At 52.6% G+C, this 19,956-nt stretch carries 14 protein-coding genes and 1 tRNA gene; 7 read left to right on the top strand and 8 right to left on the bottom strand.

The window, feature by feature from the left end:
• Nucleotides 1-11 precede the first annotated feature (11 nt).
• From J4864_RS02535 to J4864_RS02515, 5 genes are all read left to right on the top strand, one after another.
• The gene (locus tag J4864_RS02535) at nucleotides 12-2,066 is read left to right on the top strand and encodes an NADH-quinone oxidoreductase subunit 5 family protein (protein WP_211814484.1); all 2,055 of its coding nucleotides are present in this window, start codon (nucleotides 12-14) and stop codon (nucleotides 2,064-2,066) included.
• Nucleotides 2,067-2,070: 4 nt separating this feature from the next.
• Nucleotides 2,071-3,582 (top strand): complex I subunit 4 family protein, encoded by a 1,512-nt coding sequence (locus J4864_RS02530; RefSeq protein ID WP_211814483.1) that lies wholly within the window; start codon nucleotides 2,071-2,073, stop codon nucleotides 3,580-3,582.
• 12 nt (nucleotides 3,583-3,594) lie between these two features.
• Nucleotides 3,595-5,034 carry an NADH-quinone oxidoreductase subunit N gene (locus J4864_RS02525; protein ID WP_211814482.1) on the top strand — a complete coding sequence of 480 codons (1,440 nt, stop codon included), beginning with the start codon at nucleotides 3,595-3,597 and terminating at the stop codon, nucleotides 5,032-5,034.
• 418 nt (nucleotides 5,035-5,452) lie between these two features.
• Complete coding sequence (locus J4864_RS02520) at nucleotides 5,453-6,001, top strand: glutathione peroxidase (RefSeq protein WP_211814481.1); 549 nt, start codon at nucleotides 5,453-5,455, stop codon at nucleotides 5,999-6,001.
• Nucleotides 6,002-6,203: 202 nt separating this feature from the next.
• On the top strand, nucleotides 6,204-6,515 hold the full coding sequence (locus J4864_RS02515) for an MGMT family protein (RefSeq protein ID WP_211814480.1): 312 nt from the start codon (nucleotides 6,204-6,206) through the stop codon (nucleotides 6,513-6,515).
• A gap of 736 nt (nucleotides 6,516-7,251) precedes the next feature.
• Here the strand turns inward: J4864_RS02515 and J4864_RS02510 are convergent.
• Together J4864_RS02510 and J4864_RS02505 are read right to left on the bottom strand one after the other, a co-directional pair.
• On the bottom strand, nucleotides 7,252-8,193 hold the full coding sequence (locus J4864_RS02510; protein ID WP_211814479.1) for a cation diffusion facilitator family transporter: 942 nt from the start codon (nucleotides 8,191-8,193) through the stop codon (nucleotides 7,252-7,254).
• Between the two features lie 11 nt (nucleotides 8,194-8,204).
• Nucleotides 8,205-8,474: a hypothetical protein gene (locus tag J4864_RS02505; protein ID WP_211814478.1), complete on the bottom strand. Its 270-nt coding sequence runs from the start codon at nucleotides 8,472-8,474 to the stop codon at nucleotides 8,205-8,207.
• 181 nt (nucleotides 8,475-8,655) lie between these two features.
• Here J4864_RS02505 and J4864_RS02500 point away from each other — a divergent pair, with 181 nt between their 5' ends.
• Nucleotides 8,656-9,864: an L-serine ammonia-lyase gene (locus tag J4864_RS02500; RefSeq protein WP_211814477.1), complete on the top strand. Its 1,209-nt coding sequence runs from the start codon at nucleotides 8,656-8,658 to the stop codon at nucleotides 9,862-9,864.
• 140 nt (nucleotides 9,865-10,004) lie between these two features.
• Here the strand turns inward: J4864_RS02500 and clpB are convergent, their stop codons facing one another.
• A complete protein-coding gene (gene clpB / locus J4864_RS02495; RefSeq protein WP_211814476.1) occupies nucleotides 10,005-12,593 on the bottom strand; it encodes an ATP-dependent chaperone ClpB in 2,589 nt (862 codons plus the stop codon).
• A gap of 178 nt (nucleotides 12,594-12,771) precedes the next feature.
• Nucleotides 12,772-13,710, bottom strand: a complete 939-nt coding sequence (locus J4864_RS02490; RefSeq protein WP_211814475.1) for a tRNA modification radical SAM protein MnmL/YtqA — start codon at nucleotides 13,708-13,710, stop codon at nucleotides 12,772-12,774.
• A 55-nt stretch (nucleotides 13,711-13,765) separates the two neighbouring features.
• On the opposite strand from J4864_RS02490, the gene J4864_RS02485 reads away from it, so the two are divergent.
• Nucleotides 13,766-15,955, top strand: coding sequence for a S9 family peptidase (locus J4864_RS02485; protein ID WP_246479422.1), 2,190 nt, complete (start codon nucleotides 13,766-13,768; stop codon nucleotides 15,953-15,955).
• Between the two features lie 674 nt (nucleotides 15,956-16,629).
• Here the strand turns inward: J4864_RS02485 and J4864_RS02480 are convergent.
• From J4864_RS02480 to rimO, 4 genes are all read right to left on the bottom strand, one after another.
• Nucleotides 16,630-16,704 (bottom strand) — tRNA-Arg (locus tag J4864_RS02480).
• A gap of 202 nt (nucleotides 16,705-16,906) precedes the next feature.
• Nucleotides 16,907-18,169: an HU family DNA-binding protein gene (locus J4864_RS02475; RefSeq protein ID WP_211814474.1), complete on the bottom strand. Its 1,263-nt coding sequence runs from the start codon at nucleotides 18,167-18,169 to the stop codon at nucleotides 16,907-16,909.
• Complete coding sequence (locus J4864_RS02470) at nucleotides 18,162-18,455, bottom strand: HU family DNA-binding protein (protein WP_211814473.1); 294 nt, start codon at nucleotides 18,453-18,455, stop codon at nucleotides 18,162-18,164. Before J4864_RS02470 ends, J4864_RS02475 begins: the two co-directional genes overlap by 8 nt.
• 127 nt (nucleotides 18,456-18,582) lie before the next feature.
• Nucleotides 18,583-19,881 carry a 30S ribosomal protein S12 methylthiotransferase RimO gene (rimO, locus tag J4864_RS02465; protein WP_211814472.1) on the bottom strand — a complete coding sequence of 433 codons (1,299 nt, stop codon included), beginning with the start codon at nucleotides 19,879-19,881 and terminating at the stop codon, nucleotides 18,583-18,585.
• Between the last annotated feature and the right edge of the window lie 75 nt (nucleotides 19,882-19,956).

Here is a 19,956-nt window from a genome sequence, read left to right as displayed (position 1 = left end):
AGAAAACAAATATGTTTGACTACGCATTTTTGATACTTCTTCTCCCGTTCCTGAGTGCGATTGTACTCGGATTGTTCGGAATGAAGATGCCTCGCAAGGTCGCCGGTATCATCGGCACCTGTGTGGTGGGTATGCTGTTTGCGCTCAGCCTTTATACCGCTTATCGCTATTTCTTCTATACCGGCGAATATGCGGCTATGGGCGAGACCTTCAGCGTGACTGACGGCCGTCTGGCAAGTGGTGTGTACCCGACTGTTACGACTTTCAACCTCACCTGGCTGAAGTTTACAGAGCTGTTGACCTTCAATATTGGCTTGCGCCTTTCGCCTATCAGTGTGATGATGCTGATTGTCATTACCACCGTCAGCTTCATGGTCCACATCTATTCGTTCGGTTATATGGCCGAACGGGATGAGCACTATAAGTTCGAGGAGTATGAGCACGGCTTCCAGCGTTTCTATGCTTACCTGTCGCTTTTCACGATGTCCATGCTCGGACTCGTGGTGGCTACCAATATCTTCCAGATGTATTTGTTCTGGGAGCTGGTGGGTGTATGCTCTTATCTGCTGATCGGCTTCTATTATCCGAAGCATACGGCGGTACACGCCAGCAAGAAGGCTTTTATCGTCACACGTTTCGCTGACCTGTTCTTCCTGATCGGTATCCTGTTCTTCAGCTTCTATGTAGGAACATTCAACTACGACCTCAATGTCAATCCCGGTCTTGTCGGAAAGCTGACGGCACTGGCCGCTAATCCGGCACTTGCCTGGGTACTGCCGACGGCACTTTTCCTGATGTTCATCGGTGGTGCCGGTAAGTCGGCCATGTTCCCGCTGCACATCTGGCTGCCGGATGCCATGGAGGGTCCGACGCCGGTTTCTGCCTTGATTCATGCGGCCACCATGGTCGTTGCCGGTGTGTTCCAGGTCGCTTCACTGCTGCCGATCTACGTACAGTTCGGTGCGCAGGAACAGCTTCACTGGATTGCGTGGATTGCGGCGTTCACCGCCTTCTATGCCGCTGCGGTAGCCTGCACACAGCGTGACATCAAGCGGGGTCTGGCTTTCTCTACCATCTCGCAGATTGCCTATATGCTTGTTGCACTGGGTGTCTGCTTCTATGACAGCAGGAACGGTTCGTTCAACAGTGCCGAGTATCTCCATCATGGCGGCCTCGGTTATATGGCAGCCATGTTCCACCTCTTCACCCATGCCATGTTCAAGGCGTTGCTCTTCCTCTGCTCCGGTGCCATTATTGTCATCATCGGCAGCAACTTCAAGGAGTATATGGGCGGGCTGCACAAGTACATGCCGATCACCAACATCTGTTTCCTGATCGGCTGCCTGGCAATCGCCGGCATTCCTCCTTTTGCAGGCTTCTTCTCGAAGGATGAGATCATCTCCGCCTGCAATGCGCTGCCGGGTGTTGAAGGTCAGGCGTTGAAATGGATCATGACCATCGTGGCCGGTATGACAGCATTCTATATGTTCCGGCTTTACTATGTCATCTTCTGGGGAAGCTCATATTACGAGCAGGATCCCGAGAACCGCCGTCGTCCGCAGGAAGTTCCTTTCGTCATGTGGGGACCTCTGGTATTCCTCGCAGCCGTTTCAGTCTGTGCGGGCTGGATTCCATTCGGCCACTTTGTCAGTGCCAACGGACTGAACTATGACATCCACATCGACTGGAGCATTGCCACGACCAGTATCATTGCGGCTGTCATCGGCATTGCGCTTGCCACCTGGATGTATGCCGGCAAGCAGCAGCCTGTTGCTGATGCCTTGCAGCGTACATTCCCACGCCTGCACAAGGCTGCCCTCAACAGATTCTATATTGATGATGCCTGGCAGTTCTTCACACACAAGATCGTGTTCCGCTGTTTCTCCATTCCCATCGCCTGGTTCGACCGCCACGTCATCGACGGTACATTCAATTTCATGGCCTGGGGTACGCAGGAGGCCGGAGAGTCCATCCGTTCCTGGCAGAGTGGCGATGTCCGCCAGTATGCCGTATGGTTCATCACCGGTACAGTAGCATTAACATTGGTATTACTTTGCTTGATTTAAAGAAATGAGTTGGATATTAACTGTATTTGTAATTATCCCCGTCCTGATGCTCTGCGGCCTTTGGGTTGCCAAGAACGATAATCAGGTACGCGGTGTGATGGTGGCCGGCTCTACGGCACTTCTGGTAGGTGCCATCTGGCTGACTGTCTATTTTGTCCAGCAGCGCAACGCAGGTAATCATGATGCGATGCTGCTGGCGAACTCCGTAATGTGGTTCAAACCGCTGAACATTGCCTTCTCGGTAGGTGTAGACGGGATTTCTGTCGTCATGATTCTGCTTTCAGCAGTCATTGTTTTCACAGGAACGTTCGCCAGCTGGCAGCTCGAACCGATGAAGAAGGAGTACTTCCTCTGGTTTGTCCTTCTTGCTTCCGGCGTGTTCGGCTTCTTTATCTCTACGGATATGTTCACGATGTTCATGTTCTATGAGGTGGCCCTTATCCCGATGTATCTTCTCATCGGCGTATGGGGAACAGGCCCGAAGGAATATTCGGCCATGAAGCTTACCCTGATGCTGATGGGCGGTTCGGCACTGCTGATTCTCGGTATTCTCGGCATCTATTATTTCAGCGGTGCCACTACGATGGATGTCACCGAGCTGGCACGTATGCACGCCATGCCGAAGAATGTTCAGAACATCTTTTTCCCCTTTGTCTTCATCGGCTTCGGCGTGCTCGGCGCGCTGTTCCCGTTCCACACATGGTCTCCTGACGGTCATGCTTCTGCCCCGACGGCTGTTTCCATGCTCCATGCGGGCGTGCTGATGAAGCTCGGCGGCTACGGCTGTCTGCGTATCGCCATGTTCCTGATGCCGGATGCGTTGCAGACATGGGCACCGGTATTCCTCGTGCTGACGACGATCTCTGTCGTCTATGGTGCGCTTTCTGCCTGTGTGCAGACCGACTTGAAGTATATCAACGCCTACTCATCAGTGTCCCATTGCGGCATGGTGCTCTTCGCATTGCTGATGATGACCCAGACCGCCATTACGGGAGCCATCCTGCAGATGCTCTCTCACGGTCTGATGACAGCCCTGTTCTTCGCCTGCATCGGTATGATCTACCACCGTGCCGGAACACGTGATGTCCGCTACCTCGGCGGTCTGATGAAGGTCATTCCGTTCCTCGCCGTGTCATACGTCGTTGCGGGTCTTGCCAACCTCGGTCTGCCGGGCTTCTCCGGTTTCGTTGCCGAGATGACCATCTTCGTCGGTTCATTCGAGAATGCCGGCATGTTCCATCGTGTGGCCACCATCATTTCCTGTACGGCCATCGTCATCACGGCGGTCTACATCCTCCGCGTTGTCGGAAAGATTCTCTTCCAGGCGATACCTAACAAGAAGTTCTATGAGCTGCATGATGCCACATGGGACGAACGCTTTGCCGTCGGCGCCTTGATTTTCTGCGTTGCAGGGCTGGGACTTTGTCCGCTCTTCTTCGAGAACATGATCATCGATGCCGTTCATCCTATCTTCGACCATATCATCGCATATGTACCAACACTGGGTAATCTTTAACAAACTGGCGAAATGAATTATAGTGATTTCTTTAAGATGATTCCGGAGGCAAGTCTCGTTGCCATCCTGATAGTTTTGTTCGTTGCCGACTTCGCAACGGCAAAGACTGAAGAGCGCAGGTGGTTCAATCCGCTGGCTTCTGTGCTCCTTTTGCTCAATACGTTCGTATGCCTGCTTCCGATGGAAGCACAGACGGCGTTCGGCGGTATGTACGTTACGTCTTCTGCCGTCAATGTCATGAAGGCGATTCTTTCTCTGGGAACGTTCATCGTTGTTCTGCAGAGCCGTGTCTGGGCAGGCAAGAGCGGGAAGGAAGCAGAGTTCTATATGCTCATAGTCTCTACACTCCTCGGTATGTTTGCCATGATGAGTGCAGGCAGTTTCCTCATGTTCTTCCTTGGACTGGAGATGGCGTCCGTACCGTTGGCATGTATGGTGGCTTTTGATATGTATCGCAACAACTCTGCCGAGGCGGCTGCCAAATTCATTTTGACGGCAACCTTTTCAAGCGGTGTGATGCTCTATGGCATCAGCTTCCTGTACGGCGAGTTCGGGACGCTCTACTTCTCTGATGTTGCTGCAAAGATGCAGGCGACACCATTGACGGTCATGGGGCTTGTCTTCTTCTTCAGCGGTCTCGGTTTCAAGATTTCCCTTGTTCCGTTCCACTTCTGGACAGCAGACACCTATCAGGGAGCACCGACAACCATCACGGGTTACCTGAGTGTTATCTCTAAGGGAGCGGCGGCGTTCACGCTGTTGAGCATCCTATTTCATGTCTTCGGCGGCATCATGGCCTACTGGCATGTACTGCTGATGATCGTAGTCGTTCTGTCTATTACCGTCGCCAATCTCTTTGCTGTACGGCAGAGCGAGTTGAAGCGGTTCATGGCTTTCAGTTCCATTTCGCAGGCCGGCTATATCATGCTGGCAGCCATCGGCAACGACTGGGCGAACTCGGTCACTGCCTTGAGCTACTATGTCCTGATTTACGTCGTGGCCAACATGGCGGTCTTCACGATCATTTCTGTCGTAGAGCAGAACAATGGCGGAAAGACCAATATCAGCGACTATAACGGCTTCTACCGGACCAATCCGCGTCTCAGTTTCCTGATGACGCTGGCCATGTTCTCACTCGGCGGTATTCCTCCGTTTGCAGGTATGTTCTCCAAGTTCTTCGTATTCATGTCAGGTGTCAACGGAGCAGACATCAACACGACGATGGGCGCATGGGCATACGCCGTGGTCTTCATCGCACTGATCAACACCGTCATCTCACTCTACTACTATCTGAAGATTGTCAAGGCGATGTACATTGTCCGCACCGACAATCCGCTGCCGGCCTTCAGAAGCGACTGCAACACCAAGTTCGCTTTGGCAGTCTGCATGGCCGGCATTCTCCTTTTCGGTGTATGCAGCTTCGTATATGAGTGGATTGCAGCCGCAGCATAGTGGCAGCATCCTTTGAGTTTCTCAAATACCATAACGCCCGGGTATCCTGTCGGAATCCCGGGCGTTTTTCTTTATCTTCTATATTGTCCAGAAAGTGACGGGCGGATGTGCAGTCAGGCAGTTCCGGCTTCCGCAATTGCAGGAAACGGACAGACTGTTAAGTCGGCTTAACAGTGATGGTGTAAATTGAGATCTGCTGCGAAATGATGTTAAATCTGACCGTAATCGTCAGCGGTGTAATGACTTTGTCCTATCTTTGCAGCATCAAACAGAAATTGGAATAATTACTATGTACGAATCTGTGCAGCATTCAGGGCATGAATGCTCTGTGTCTGGATGTAGGTTCGGTATAGGAACGGTTCTGTTGGAAATTTGGATGATAAGAAAACACTATTAGAATTAAACAAGGAAAAGAATTATGGCAACAGTTTACGATTTCAATCTGAAGGACAAGAAAGGCAATGAAGTAAGTCTCGAGACATACAAAGGCAAAGTGCTGTTGATTGTCAATACCGCAACCGGTTGTGGGTTTACCCCGCAGTATGAAGACCTGGAGGCTATGTACCACAGCCTGAAGGACAAGGGGCTGGAAATTCTCGATATTCCCTGCGACCAGTTCGGCCATCAGGCTCCCGGTACGGATGAGGAAATCCATGAGTTCTGTACGATGAAGTTCGGTGCGGACTTCCCGCAGTTCAAGAAAAGCGAGGTGAACGGTGCGAACGAGCTGCCCCTCTATACATGGCTGAAGAGTGAGAAGGGGTATGCCGGCGGTGCTTATGAGGCGAAGTTGGCTGCCATCATGGAGGATCTGTACAACAAGGCGAATACGGAGCCGCGCAAGCAGAATGATATTCAGTGGAACTTCACCAAGTTCCTCATCAATCGTAACGGCGAGGTGGTAGCCCGCTTCGAGCCGACAGTCGACCTCAAAGAGGTACGGAAGGCCGTCGAAGCAGAACTCTAAACCCGTACTTGCAGATGGCTCCGGTGCCGTCTGTATGGATTTGAAAATGAGGTAGTGATGGATGCGTTATGGCGGACGGCGGCAGGTGATGAAATTCATCCTATGCCCCTTCCGATCTGGCAACAGCAGATGATATAAGCGGGAAATCGAGTCCGCTGTATCGGATCAGTCCCTTTGACTCCCTCCGATTCCCGGTATACCGATGGCAGTAGACATTGCTTTGTTCCGCAAGGAGGTATATAGTGTTGTGGCCTCTATTCCCCGTGGAAATGTACTTAGCTATGGGCAGGTGGCCTGGCTTGTGGGCTGTCCCGATCATGCCCGTCTGGTCGGGAGAGTGCTGCATGGGACTGTGGTAGGCGCAGGGGTACCCTGTCACAGGGTCGTCAACAGTGTCGGCCGAATAGCTCCCGGCTGGCCGGAGCAGCGCCTCCTGTTGGAAGCGGAGGGCATCACTTTCCGTCCGAACGGATGTGTAGACATGAAGAAATGGCAATGGAAACTTGATGAATAGGTTTCCATTGCCATTTTTATTTCAGAGGGTCAATAAGGTATTCTCTCCCGGCTGTCCTCTCCCTGCTGCGCCGTCATTATGGCGGTCTCTTTTTCTTTATGCTTCCCGGCTTGTGGCTTTTGTTGGTTCTTCCGTTAAATGCGTAGATTGGAGAATAAAGGCTTATGCACTTGCAGGGCGTGGCTGTCCAAAATCAGATGATCTTACAAAGGAGGATAAACTGAAAGATAAGATGCAGGAAAGGCAAATAGACACGATGTCTGTCCATCAGCATTTCTTTCCGTCTTCTACAGACAACTTATTCTCATATCATCGCTGTTTGTAAACCATTTTCATGCAGTCCAAAGCAACACATGCTCTTCCGGCTTCTAAAAGATGCCTGATTGACCTGCAACAGGTGCTCTCTTAGCGTGTTATTAACGCCCTTTTGAAGTCCAATCAGGCACCTTTTACGAGCGGATTAATAACCAACTGATTGACTGCTTGTTACAGACTTGCTTTTTACACGTATTCTTTTTATTTGCAGATGATTTGTTTGAAATTATGTAATGGTTTTTCAAAATCATATCTGCGTTTTCAACGTGTTAAATTGAAAGGGCTTTTGTATCGGATGATGATGATAGAAAATACAGCCAGGACGGTCTTGGTCATGTCTTTGTTGAATGGATCACTTCGGTTCTCCCGTTAAAGCTATGTGAAAAGCATCCACGCATTTGACGGAAGAAACCTTTTGTTCTCATCTCTTGTAATCTTTCCGGTACTTATCCGTTTCAATATAGATATAGATGTTGTAGGCCGGGAAGGACGCACGTATATGTCTTTCAATGTCGTTGATCAGGTCGGGTGTCCGGGTCTCGTACTCGTCTCTCACGTCAATCTTTGCCGTGACGAGGATGTCCGTAGGACTCAGATGGATGGTCTTGATGTTGATGAGCCGGTCGACTTCCGGCCGGTCGAACGAGCCTTTGAGTCGGGCCAGGTCTTTCTCCGTGACACTCTCGCCGATGAGCAGACTGTAGAACTCGCGCGCAAGGAGAAGTGCCGCCGCACAGAGCAGTACGCCGATCAGCACGCCCGACAGTGCATCGTAGAACGGATTACCTGTGAAATGGCTCAGGAGCGTGCCTGCCAGAGCTATCAGCAGACCGACGACGGCGCAGCTGTCTTCGGCGAAGATGATGAGGATTTCGCTGTGACGGCTCTCCCGCAGAAACCGGCAGAGCGGAAGTCGGTCTTTGTTCAGCTCCTTTATTTCCTTGAAAGCGACGTGCAGGCTGGCACTTTCCACCATCAGTCCGAAGAGGAGAATCGCCATGACCAGCCATGTGTTCTCCACGCTGTGCTCCGGATGGAACAGCTTCTGTGCCGCTTCCATGATGCCCAGCGCGCCGCCGGCGAAGAAGAGCATCATGGCGACGACCATGCTGTAAAAATACTTCGCCCGTGCCTGCCCGAACGGATGCCGTTCGCTGATTTTCGCTTCTGCCTGCCGATTGCCCACCAGCAGGAGCAGCTCATTGCCGCAGTCCACGATGCTGTGGATCGATTCGTTCAGCATGGCGGCTGACCCGGAGACCGCAAATCCCACGAACTTCGATATGGCTACCAGTACGTTGGCACCCAGGGCTGCAATGACGCTCATCATGCCGCCCTTGTCTTTCTTCTTCTCTTTCTCCATATATTGTCTGTTTATTTCCCGGCTGCTCTTTTGACCTCTTTCAGCATCTCCATCTTCTCCTCATAGACCGGCTGCCACTTGTCGACTATTGCATGAAGATTTCTGCAGTGCCTTTCCTGCTCACGGTACTCATCCGTGTCCGTCTGGTGGTTCTGTTCTATTGCCAGCATGTGCTCCATCGTCAATATCAGCTGCTGCTGCGCGTTGCGTAACTGCTCGCTGAGCTTCTCGAGATTTTCCATGAAAACCAGCGCACGGTCGATATGGTCTTCTTTTTCCATTGTTTTCACTGTTGGTAGCTATGAAATGATGGCTGCAAAGTTACTGAAAAAGTTGCGATGGTGAAAGGTTTCCCCTTAAATGTCTGCCTGATAATTTATGTGTCGTATACCGTCTCGTTGCGGTTTTTTTCGTAATTTTGCAGCACAATAGAGTAAAAGAGGTATTGAAGGGTAAACCGGTATGGAATCACTGAGAGAAATATTCAGAATAGGAAAAGGACCGTCGAGCAGCCATACGATGGGGCCGCAGCGGGCCGCCGTCATCTTCGCCGGCCGTCATCCGGAGGCAGCGCGTTTCGAGGTGACACTGTATGGAAGTCTGGCTGCTACGGGCAGGGGACACATGACGGACAAGGCCGTCATCGACGTGTTGAAGCCGGTAGCCCCGGTGGAAATCAAATGGGAACCGGAGGTGTTCCTGCCTTATCATCCAAACGGCATGGTGTTCCGTGCGTATGATAGCCATCAGAAAATAGAAGACGAATGGACGGTCTACAGCGTCGGCGGCGGTGCTCTGTCGGAGGGAAAGGCTACAGACGACTGTTTCCATCAGGATTCTGTATACGGCCTGCACACGCTCAAGGACATCCAGTCCTGGTGCGAACATCATGGGCGGGGCTACTGGGAATATGTGAAGCAATGCGAGACCGATGATTTCTGGGATTATCTGCGTGAGGTGTGGCATGCCATGCAGGCGGCTGTCGAGCGTGGTCTTGACAGTGAGGGTGCATTGCCCGGACCGTTGAACCTCGCACGCAAAGCCCCTACTTACTACATAAGGGCACGCGGTTACAAGCCGTCCCTGCAGAGCCGTGGGATGGTTTACGCATACGCATTGGCTGTCAGCGAGGAGAATGCCTCGGGCGGGACAATCGTCACAGCTCCCACCTGCGGGGCCTGCGGGGTCGTGCCGGCAGTCCTCTATCATCTGGCGAAGGGACACGAGTTCTCCGAGACGAAAATACTGCACGCTCTGGCGACGGCCGGTCTCTTCGGCAATGTCGTGAAGTACAATGCGTCGATTTCCGGTGCGGAGGTAGGCTGTCAGGGCGAGGTCGGTGTGGCCTGTGCCATGGCATCGGCCGCCTCCTGCCAGTTGTTCGGCGGTACGCCCTCACAGATTGAGTATGCTGCGGAGATGGGACTTGAACACCATCTGGGCATGACCTGCGACCCCGTCTGCGGTCTGGTGCAGATTCCCTGTATAGAGCGCAATGCTTTTGCTGCCTGCCGTGCCTTGGATGCACAGCTGTATGCCTCGTTCAGCGACGGGCACCACCGCGTGTCGTTCGATCGGGTAGTGGAGGTGATGAAGCAGACCGGGCACGACATTCCGTCACTGTACAAAGAGACGAGTGCAGGCGGGCTGGCAAAGGATTATAAGTATTAGAAGACGTCCCACCCCATATAGACAAAGCGGGAGAAGTCCATTCCGGACTTCTCCCGCTTTGTCTTGTATGATTTTACTATATGGCTCTGTTCTCTGCTTTCGGTACCTCTCCCACCTTGGGAAGAGGATGCTGTGAATGCTTAGTTCCTGAAGATCAGTCCCTCACCGAAGCAGTCGATGATGACCGGCTTGTCACGGTTGACACTGCCTGAAAGCAGAGACTTGCTGAGGTCGTTCAGCACATACCGTTGGATAGCCCGCTTGACGGGACGTGCGCCGAACTCCGGATCGTAGCCTACTCCGGCCAGATAGCCGATGGCAGGGTCGGTCCACTGGAGGTTGATGCCCTGTGGTTCGAGCATAGCCTTCACACGCTCCAGCTGCAGCCGTACGACACCTCCGATCTGCTCCTTTGTCAGCGGTAGGAACATGATGGTCTCGTCGATACGGTTGAGGAACTCCGGACGGATGGTCTTCTTCAACATTTCCATTACGGCAGTCCTCGCCTTGTCGATGACTTCCTCACGGTTGGAATCGGTGAGATTCTCGAACTGCTGCTGGATATACTGCGACCCCAGATTGGAGGTCATGATGATAATCGTGTTCTTGAAGTTCACCGTCCGGCCCTTGTTGTCCGTCAGCCGTCCGTCGTCCAGTACCTGCAATAGGATGTTGAACACGTCGGGATGCGCCTTTTCTATCTCGTCGAAGAGCACGACCGAGTAAGGTTTGCGGCGTACGGCCTCGGTCAGCTGGCCTCCTTCATCGTAGCCTACGTACCCCGGAGGCGCACCGATGAGGCGTGTGACGCTGAATTTCTCCTGATACTCGCTCATGTCAATCCGCGTCATCATCGACTCGTCGTTGAAAAGATAGTCAGCCAATGCCTTTGCCAGTTCGGTCTTACCTGTACCTGTAGTTCCGAGGAAGATGAACGATGCGATAGGTTTCTTCGGATCCTGCAGGCCGGCACGTGAACGGCGCACGGCATCTGCCACGGCCGTGATGGCCTCGTCCTGTCCGATGACACGCTTGTGGAGTTCGTCCTCCAGATGGAGCAGCTTGTCCTTTTCGCTCTGCAGCATCTTCGTGACAGGAATGCCCGTCCAGCGGCTTACCACCTCGGCGATGTCGTCCTCGGTAACCTCCTCACGCACCATGGCCTGTCCGCCCTGCGTGGTCTGCAGCTGCTGCTGGATGTTCTTGATGTCGTCTTCCAGCTGTTTCAGCCTCGAATAGCGGATCTCAGCGACACGCTCGTAGTTGCCCTCACGCTCGGCGCGGTCGGCCTCATACTTGAGGTTCTCCATCTCCTGCTTGTCCTGCTGAATCTTGTTCACCAGGGCACGTTCGCCTTCCCATTTTGCACGGAAGCTGTGCTCCTGTTCCCTGAGTTCGGCAATCTCCTTGTCGAGCTGTGCGATCTTCTCGGTGTCGTCTTCCCGCTTGATGGCCTCACGCTCAATCTCGAGCTGTTTCAGCCGGCGGGTTATCTCGTCCAGTTCCTCGGGCACGGAATCGCGCTCCATGCGCAGCTTGGCAGCTGCCTCGTCCATCAGGTCGATGGCCTTGTCGGGCAGGAAACGGTCGGAGATGTAACGCTCTGAGAGCTTCACGGCCGCAATGCAGGCATCGTCCTGGATACGTACCTTGTGGTGGTTCTCGTAGCGTTCCTTCAGTCCGCGGAGGATGGAGATAGCATCCAGCTCGTCCGGCTCATCCACCATGACAGTCTGGAAACGACGCTCCAGGGCCTTGTCCTTCTCGAAGTATTTCTGGTACTCGTTCAATGTTGTCGCACCGATGGCCCTCAGTTCGCCACGTGCCAGAGCCGGCTTCAGGATGTTGGCGGCATCCATGGCACCCTCGCCGCCGCCTGCACCGACCAGCGTGTGGATTTCATCAATGAAGAGGATGATGTTGCCTTCGGCCTTCGTCACCTCCTTGATGACGCTCTTCAGCCGCTCCTCAAACTCACCTTTGTATTTTGCTCCGGCGAGCATCGCCCCCATATCCAGCGAGTAGAGCTGCTTGTCCTTCAGGTTTTCCGGTACGTCGCCGCGGACGATTCTTTCGGCAAGTCCTTCGACGATAGCCGTCTTTCCTGTGCCCGGTTCACCGATGAGAATCGGGTTGTTCTTCGTGCGGCGGGAAAGTATCTGCAGTACACGGCGGATCTCCTCGTCACGGCCGATTACCGGATCGAGCTTTCCTGCCCGGGCATCCTCGACAAGGTTGCGGGCAAATTTCTGCAGCGACTGGTAGTTCTCGTCACCGCTCTGCGTCTGTACCTTCTGCCCCTGTCTCAGGTCGTTGATAGCTGCCGTCATCTCTTTCTCTGCACATCCGGCATCTTTCAGAATCCGGCTTGCCGTTGAGTTGACCGCCAGCAGTGCCAGCAGCATCGGCTCGATACTGACGAACTCGTCGCCCATCTTCTGTGAGATGTCCAACGTGCGCTGCATCACCTGATTGGCTTCAGAGGAGAAATAAGGTTCACCGCCCGATACTTTCGGCAGATGGCTCATCTCGCTCTGGACGGCATTCTCTACGGTCTGTGCGTTCACCCCCAGCTTCTGGAAGACGTAGTTGGTCACATCCTTTCCCTTGTCCATCACGCCGGCAAGCAGGTGCAGCGGCTCTATGGTCTGCTGCCCGTTGCGCTGTGCGGTGTTCACCGCACTCTGGACAGCCTCCTGTGCTTTAATTGTAAATTTCTCAAATGTCATTCTTCAGTCTCCTTTCTATATTTTCTTCAGCCTTATGGTTATAGGCGTCGAAGTGTATTCGTTTTTTTATTTTATATTGTCTGTCACTCAAATCCTGTGCCTTTGGCCTTCGTGTGACATCGTGTCAGGCGAATGGGACAGAATGTCATAGTCGTTGATGGCTTCGTCTGTTCTTCCGTTATTCGGTCTGTGTTCGGTCTTCCTTTATACATTGTCCGTATTCATGTGTTGTCCGCATTCCTTTCAGATAATTGTGCAGGCGGTGGGTAAACTCATAGTTCTTCAGCCCCCATCTGGGCGCAATGAGCAGGTCGGCAGGGCTCTGGCTGACGAAGCGCTCGAGTACGAGGTCGGGGCGGAGCAGACGGATGTAGGCGGCAATGAGCCGGATATATTCCTCAACGGTGTAAAGATGAAAGGGATGGTCAGCATACATTTTCGCAAGGCGCGTACCCCGGATGATCTGCAACTGGTGGATTTTCAGCGTCGTCAGGGGGAGAGAAGAAATGATTGGCGCCTGCCGGAGACTCTCTTCTGCATCTTCACCGGGCAGACCGAGGATGATATGCGCACCGGTACGGATGCCGCGGTGGGCGGTCTTTTCTATAGCCTGGCGGGCACAGGCGAAGTCGTGTCCACGGTTGATGAGGCGCAGTGTACCGTCGTTGCAGGTTTCCACGCCATATTCAACGATGAGGAATGTGCGGCGGTTGAGTTCTTCAAAATAGTCTAAGAGGGTGTCATTGATGCAGTCGGGCCGTGTGCCGATGACGAGTCCGACGACATCCTCCACGGCAAGTGCTTCCTCGTAGAGGCCCTTGAGGCGGTTGTTTCTTCCGTAAGTGTTGGTATAGGCTTGGAAATAAGCAAGGTATTTCATGTCCGGGTATTTTCCGGAGAAGAACCGCTTGCCGTCTTCAAGCTGCTGTGTAATGCTCTTTCCGTTGTCGCAGTAGGCCGGATTGAAGGTCTGGTTGTTGCAGTAGATGCAGCCGCCGTACCCGCTCCTTCCGTCCCGGTTCGGACAGGTGAAGCCGGCATTGACCGATATTTTCTGTACTCTGAAAGGAAACTGGGTGCGGAGCCAGTTCCCGAAGTCACGATAATATTGTTCCATTCTTTTGCAAATTTACGGATTATTTTATACTTTTGCGATGTTAAAACTTGAATTTATGAAAAGAACAATCCTTATGTGTGCTGCTATGCTGACAGCTCTCCAGCTGATGGCAGGAGAGCCGATTTCACTGAAAGACATCACCAGCGGCGTATTCTGGGCGAAACGTATCTCGGGTGTCAATCCTCTGAAAGGTACTTCGGAATATGCACAGGTGTCGGCCGACGGCCGGCAGGTGGTGAAGTATTCCTTCAGAACAGGTAAACCGACCGGTGTCATCTTCGACCTTTCCGATGTCAAGGACGGGCAGCTCAAGTTTTTTGATGACTATCAGATTTCGGCCGATGGATGCCGGCTGCTGTTGCAGACAAATACCAACCGCATCTATCGCCGTTCGTTTACGGCAGACTTCTATCTCTATGAAGTGAAGACGAAACAACTGAAGAAACTTTCAAAAGAAGGGGCAGAACAGATACCTGTTTTTTCGCCTGACGGGCGGCAGATTGCATACGTCCATAAGAACAACATCTACATCACGGATGGCGAGAATGTCAGACAGGTCACCGCTGACGGTGCGTTCAACAAGGTCATCAACGGTCTGCCCGACTGGGTGAACGAGGAGGAGTTCGGCTTTAACAACGCACTTGCATGGAGCGCTGACAGCAGGACGCTGAGCTGGATCAGGTACGATGAAAGCAAGGTGAAGACCTATTCCCTGCAGCTTTTCAAAGGCTCGCATCCTGCATTCAATAAGTATGGGACTTATCCTGGAGAATACAGCTACAAGTATCCGAAAGCCGGCGAGGACAATTCACAGGTAAGCGCATGGGCGTATTCGTTAGGCGACGGCAGTGTGCGCAAGTACGACCTGCCTTTGGCAGCGGATGGTTATATCCCGCGCATCAAGACGACCGCTGATGCAGACAGGATCATTCTCTATACGATGAACCGCCATCAGGACGAACTGAATCTCTATGCCGTTAATCCCAAGACAGGAGCGTGCCGGCTGCTGATCAGGGAGCGTGTGCCCAAGTATGTGAAGGAAGAAGCGATGGAAGGCATCAGAATCATGAAAGATTACATTCTGCTGCCTTCCGACCGTGACGGCTATATGCACCTTTATCTATACAGCAAAGAAGGAAAGCTCCTGCGCCAGATAGACAAGGGCGACTATGACGTGACGGAAATCTATGGATATGATGACAAGACCGGCAACACCTACTTCCAGGCAGCTGCCCGCAAGCCGATGCAGCGGGAGGTCTATGTCGCCGACAAGTCCGGCAGGCTGACTTGCCTTTCTGCCCATGCAGGCTGGAATGCCGCTGCGTTCTCCGGTGATTACAGATACTTCCTCAATACATGGAGCGACCGTAATCATCCTTACGTCTATGCTATCTATGACAACAAGGGCAAGGAGGTACGCGAAGTGCTGAACAATGACGAACTGCAGACGAAACTTGCGAAGTATGGCAACGGCGGTGTCGAGTTCTTTACATTTACGACATCCGAGGGAGTGAAGCTCAACGGATGGATGGTGAAACCCGCCGGATTCGATGCAAAGAAGAAGTATCCGGTCATCATGCACCAGTACAGCGGCCCGGGCAGCCAGCAGGTGGTTGACAGCTGGGGTGTCGGTTCGATGGGCAACGGCGGTATGTTCGATTATTACCTGGCACAGAAAGGCTACATCGTAGTGACAGTGGACGGCCGCGGAACAGGTGCGAGGGGTGCGGAGTTTGAAAAGTGTACTTATCTGAAGCTCGGCGATCTTGAGTCGAAGGACCAGGTGGAGACGGCCCTGTGGCTGGGCAGACAGACGTATGTCGATGCGGAACGTATCGGTATCTGGGGCTGGAGCTTCGGCGGCTTCAACACGCTGATGAGCATGAGCGAGGGACGTGATGTGTTCAAGGTAGGCGTAGCCATTGCACCGCCGACCGACTGGCGGTTCTATGATTCCGTCTATACGGAACGGTATATGCGTACACCGCAGGAGAATGCTTCCGGTTACGCCGTCAATCCCATCAACCGTGCCGGGAAGCTGCACGGCAGACTGCTGATCTGCCATGGCATGGCCGATGACAATGTTCATCCACAGAATAGTTTTGAATATTCTGAGGCACTGGTTCAGGCAGACAAGGACTTCAAGGAGAATTATTATACGAACCGCAACCACTCTATCTATGGTGGCAACACACGCAACCATCTGTTGCGTCAGGTTGCTGAATGGTTCATGGAGAAACTTTAGGTGTGTCCTGTAAATTCCATGTAGGCATATCGTCACGATAAGATGCTGTCGGCTTCTGGCGTCTTGTGCTTTCTACGGCATACTCTGCCTCTTCCCTCGGTCGTACAGCCTGCAACACTCTTTTCAAGAAGCATATAGTGGCTGTTCGCCCAGAATTAGGAAGCCAGCAGAAGGGCGTTTTAGGTCACTTATATGAAAACTATACTCTCTGCCCAACTGGTGTCTGTGTTTATGACGGAAGAACCATTGGTAAGAAGTCTGCCTATGGGATGTCTCTGCGAAATGTCGTTGTAAGACACCGGGGAGCTCCCCGGGCCGTAGAGAAGGATTGTCAGTCAGTTACTCAGGGACGTACGAAAGGGTGCGTCCCTGTTTTTGTTGCATGCTCGGCATGAGCACTGCCTGATTTTCAAGTTCCGAGCAAGTACGGACAGCGGGAGTCATGCGAGAACAACTGGGTGAGGCTTCGTGAGGTGAAATCTGAAAGCTGCTGTCAGCAAACCTTTCCCTAACGGACAAATCATCATGCAAGGCAGGTCTGTCATTTTGATGGACAATGTCTCGAATGGTACTCAAAACAAGAACTGCCGTATGCGGAACGGTATGGCGGTGTAAAAGGTTGAAAATAAAAGTAGGAGTCAAACAGCTTCGTTTTACTCCTACTCAATGCGCTGTGATTCCGTTGGGGTTCGAACCCAAGACCCACAGCTTAGAAGGCTGTTGCTCTAATCCAACTGAGCTACGGAACCATTATGCGGCTGCAAAGTTACGGATTTAATTCGGTTCTACCAAATTCCATTTCATTAAATTTCTTGACCATCATTTCGGTGCGGTTTCGGTTTGAAGAGAGGGATCGGTGTCCGACCGATGAATGGCCGGAAGCAATCAGTCGTTGATGAGGGCCTGCGGGATAAATAGAAATCAAGTGCAACGGAAGAGGGAGAAGACAGCCTATTTCCTGTACTCCGGACGCAGCTCTACTTTGGGGACTTTCATGGTGTCGCCGGCCTGCATTGTGTTTCGCTTATTAAGTACCTGGAAGTAGCCGACCATGTCTGCACCGAGTGTCTTCCGGCTATAACTCTTCATGGTCTGTCCTTTCCTCAGCACGACGATCCTGTCGATGCCTACAATGTTGTAGGCCCCATAACGGATCCGGCGATCGCTGTTCATTGCAGCAAAGGAATCCGTCTCTTCTTTTCCGGCGGCTGTCGGGACATGAGATTCCCTGGCTGCTGTCGTAACGGTGTCAGCCGGTACGGTTCTGGCAGCCATTGCCGTCTTGTTGCCGGACGTATCTTCCTTCTGTTCCATGACGGCAGTCTGTCTGCCCGGCTTCGTCCTGCCAAACCTGACCCAGAGGAATCCGCCCAGAAAGACAATGACTATGAAGGCCGCCAGTGCAACGATTTTCAGCATGTTGTTTGTCGACCCTTCAACATCGCTGTCGTTTTCTTCTTCGGTCTCGGTTACTGTCCGGACAGGTTGGCTTTGCAGCTTCCCCGGCTCTGGCGAACGGCGGACGGAAGAGGACTTTTCCTCTTCAACATTCATTTTATCTTCTTCGTTCCTGTCCTTCCCGATGTGTGTCGGCTCGTCGTCTGTTACGGGTTGTTCTGCCTCCTTTATGGCAGAACTGTTCTCTGTCTCGGCATCAGGTTTCCTTTCGGCCTTTTCCGTAAGTTTCTCTTCTATGGAAGCAGACACTTTTCCGGACTCTGCGGAACTATTCCCGGTCTGTTTCTTGATAGCTTGTACAGAGTCTTCCTCGTGGATATTTCCGTTGTCCTTCTGTTTCCCGGCTTCTGTGCCGGACGACTTCGTCGGAATGGTTTCTGAAGGGTTCCCCTTCGCCTCATCTGCCGGGATCCTTTCCAGCGTCTCCGTGTCGACACCGTCGTTGATGACAACTGTCTCAAACTGGGAGAAGGGTTTGTTCACAAGTTCCTTCATTGCCGCATCCGGAGTGAAGGTAATCTTGTCATGCCCCTTTATGAGAACGCGCTCGCCCGTGTTGACATTGACGCTCTCCCGGGGTTTCACGGATTGTATCTTGAAGGTGCCGAGACCCTTGACCTTCACCGGTCTGCCATCTTTGAGCTCGGAGCTTATGATGGCAAAAACCGAATCCACAAAGACCGAAGCGTCGGATGCTGACAGCTTGTACTGCTTGGCCAGCGCACCCGTTATCATCTGTATTCCCGTCTTACCCATTTTCAGTTCCTCCTCTCCTTACTTGTCCTTTGATGTTTGCAGCAGGCTTGAAATTGAGCACGAGCTTGGGAGGAACAAGCATACGCTGTCCCGTAGAGGGGTTAACCATTACCCTCTCCAGCCGTTTCTTGACTTCAAACGTACCGAATCCGGAGACAGAGACGGGGTCGCCTGCCTCGAAGGATCTGCCCATCAGTTCGATGACAGACTTCACCATTCTCTGGCTTTCGTCCTGTGTATAGCCTGTCCTTGAGGCCAACTCGGCTATGAATTCCTTGTTATTCATTCTTCTTTACCCTTCATTTACTTATTGCTTCTGACCGTTGTCACCTTCCAAAGTCGGTGCTCCGAAGGACAAGGTCCGCATGTCCCGGTCTCATCCTTTCCGCATGCCTTCAGACTGTGATTTCCTTTCAGACAATCTCGCCGAAGAGGTCGAATTCGTCAGAGCCTGTGATGCGGACATCATAAAACCTGCCGATGTGCAGTGCCTTTCCTTTTGCGGGAACGAGAACCTCCGGATCCACTTCGGGCGAACAGAACTCCGTGCGTCCGATGTAGTAGTCGCCTTCTCTGCGGTCGATGATGACCTTGAATATGCCGCCGACCTTTTCGCTTTCCAGTTCCTCTGATATTCCCTGCTGGATTTCCATCAGTTCATCCAGTCGCTGCTGTTTGACCTTCTCTGGGACATCATCCTGGTAATGGGTCGCACTGTACGTTCCTTCCTCTTCAGAATAGGCAAAAGCCCCCATCCGCTCGAAGCGGGTCTCCCTGACAAATGCCTTCAACTCCTCGAAATCCTCTTCGGTCTCGCCCGGAAAGCCCACCAGCAGGGTGGTGCGGAGGTGGATGCCGGGTACCCGTCGCCGTATCTCGGCTATCAGGTCCAGTGTCTCCTGCCTGGTGACATGGCGGTGCATGCGTTCAAGCATGTGGTCGGAAATGTGCTGGAAGGCAATGTCCAGGTATTTGCAGACATTCGGCTTCCCGGCGATTACGTCGAGAAGATCCAGCGGGAACTGATTGGGATAGGCATAATGAAGGCGGATCCATTCCACGCCCTCTATGTCTGCCATGCGTGAAATCAGTTCTGTGATATGATGTTTTCCGTCGAGATCGACACCGTAGTAAGTCAGTTCCTGCTCGATGATCTGAAACTCTTTCACGCCTTGTCCTACAAGCCGCCTCACTTCATCCAGTATATCCTCAAGAGACCGCGAATGGTGCCGGCCTGTAATCAGCGGGATGGCACAGTAGGCACAGTGGCGGTCACAGCCCTCGGCAATCTTCACGTAGGCATAGTGGCCTGGTGTCGTGAGGTGGCGGACGCCATTGCAGGCCGGTACATCGGCCTTGCCGAGGTCGGTCAGCAGCTGCTTGTAATTGAACTTTCCGTAGAACTTGTCCACCTCCGGAAGCTCTGCCTCCAGTTCGTCCTTGTATCGCTGGGAGAGGCATCCCATGACGTAGAGCCTGTTGAGCTGTCCGTTCTTCTTCCGGTTTGCAAATTCGAGGATCGTGTTGATGCTCTCTTCCTTGGCCGCCTCAATGAAACCGCAGGTGTTGATGACCGCAATCTCTCCTTGCGGATGTTTCGTATCGTGTGTACAATGGTAGCCGTTGGCCTCGAACTGCTTCATGATAAGCTCTGAATCGACAAGATTCTTCGAGCAGCCCATGGTTACGATGTCTATCTGGTTCTTCTTCATTCGTGTGTGTTGAATATTGGGAGACGGACGAACGGCGACAGCCGGTCTGTCCCTTCCTTCCCGACCTTCCCCCTC

Source organism: Prevotella multiformis, assembly GCF_018127985.1.
Lineage (GTDB): Bacteria > Bacteroidota > Bacteroidia > Bacteroidales > Bacteroidaceae > Prevotella > Prevotella multiformis.
Note: the sequence above shows the minus strand (reverse complement) of the source record. Positions and strands in the feature narration are given on the sequence as shown.

Coding starts and splice junctions, on each gene's coding strand:
- J4864_RS02535 (WP_211814484.1), top strand. CDS start 12: ATGTTTGACTACGCATTTTTGATACTTCTTCTCCCGTTCCTGAGTGCG.
- J4864_RS02530 (WP_211814483.1), top strand. CDS start 2,071: ATGAGTTGGATATTAACTGTATTTGTAATTATCCCCGTCCTGATGCTC.
- J4864_RS02525 (WP_211814482.1), top strand. CDS start 3,595: ATGAATTATAGTGATTTCTTTAAGATGATTCCGGAGGCAAGTCTCGTT.
- J4864_RS02520 (WP_211814481.1), top strand. CDS start 5,453: ATGGCAACAGTTTACGATTTCAATCTGAAGGACAAGAAAGGCAATGAA.
- J4864_RS02515 (WP_211814480.1), top strand. CDS start 6,204: ATGGCAGTAGACATTGCTTTGTTCCGCAAGGAGGTATATAGTGTTGTG.
- J4864_RS02510 (WP_211814479.1), bottom strand. CDS start 8,193: ATGGAGAAAGAGAAGAAGAAAGACAAGGGCGGCATGATGAGCGTCATT.
- J4864_RS02505 (WP_211814478.1), bottom strand. CDS start 8,474: ATGGAAAAAGAAGACCATATCGACCGTGCGCTGGTTTTCATGGAAAAT.
- J4864_RS02500 (WP_211814477.1), top strand. CDS start 8,656: ATGGAATCACTGAGAGAAATATTCAGAATAGGAAAAGGACCGTCGAGC.
- clpB (WP_211814476.1), bottom strand. CDS start 12,593: ATGACATTTGAGAAATTTACAATTAAAGCACAGGAGGCTGTCCAGAGT.
- J4864_RS02490 (WP_211814475.1), bottom strand. CDS start 13,710: ATGGAACAATATTATCGTGACTTCGGGAACTGGCTCCGCACCCAGTTT.
- J4864_RS02485 (WP_246479422.1), top strand. CDS start 13,766: ATGAAAAGAACAATCCTTATGTGTGCTGCTATGCTGACAGCTCTCCAG.
- J4864_RS02475 (WP_211814474.1), bottom strand. CDS start 18,169: ATGGGTAAGACGGGAATACAGATGATAACGGGTGCGCTGGCCAAGCAG.
- J4864_RS02470 (WP_211814473.1), bottom strand. CDS start 18,455: ATGAATAACAAGGAATTCATAGCCGAGTTGGCCTCAAGGACAGGCTAT.
- rimO (WP_211814472.1), bottom strand. CDS start 19,881: ATGAAGAAGAACCAGATAGACATCGTAACCATGGGCTGCTCGAAGAAT.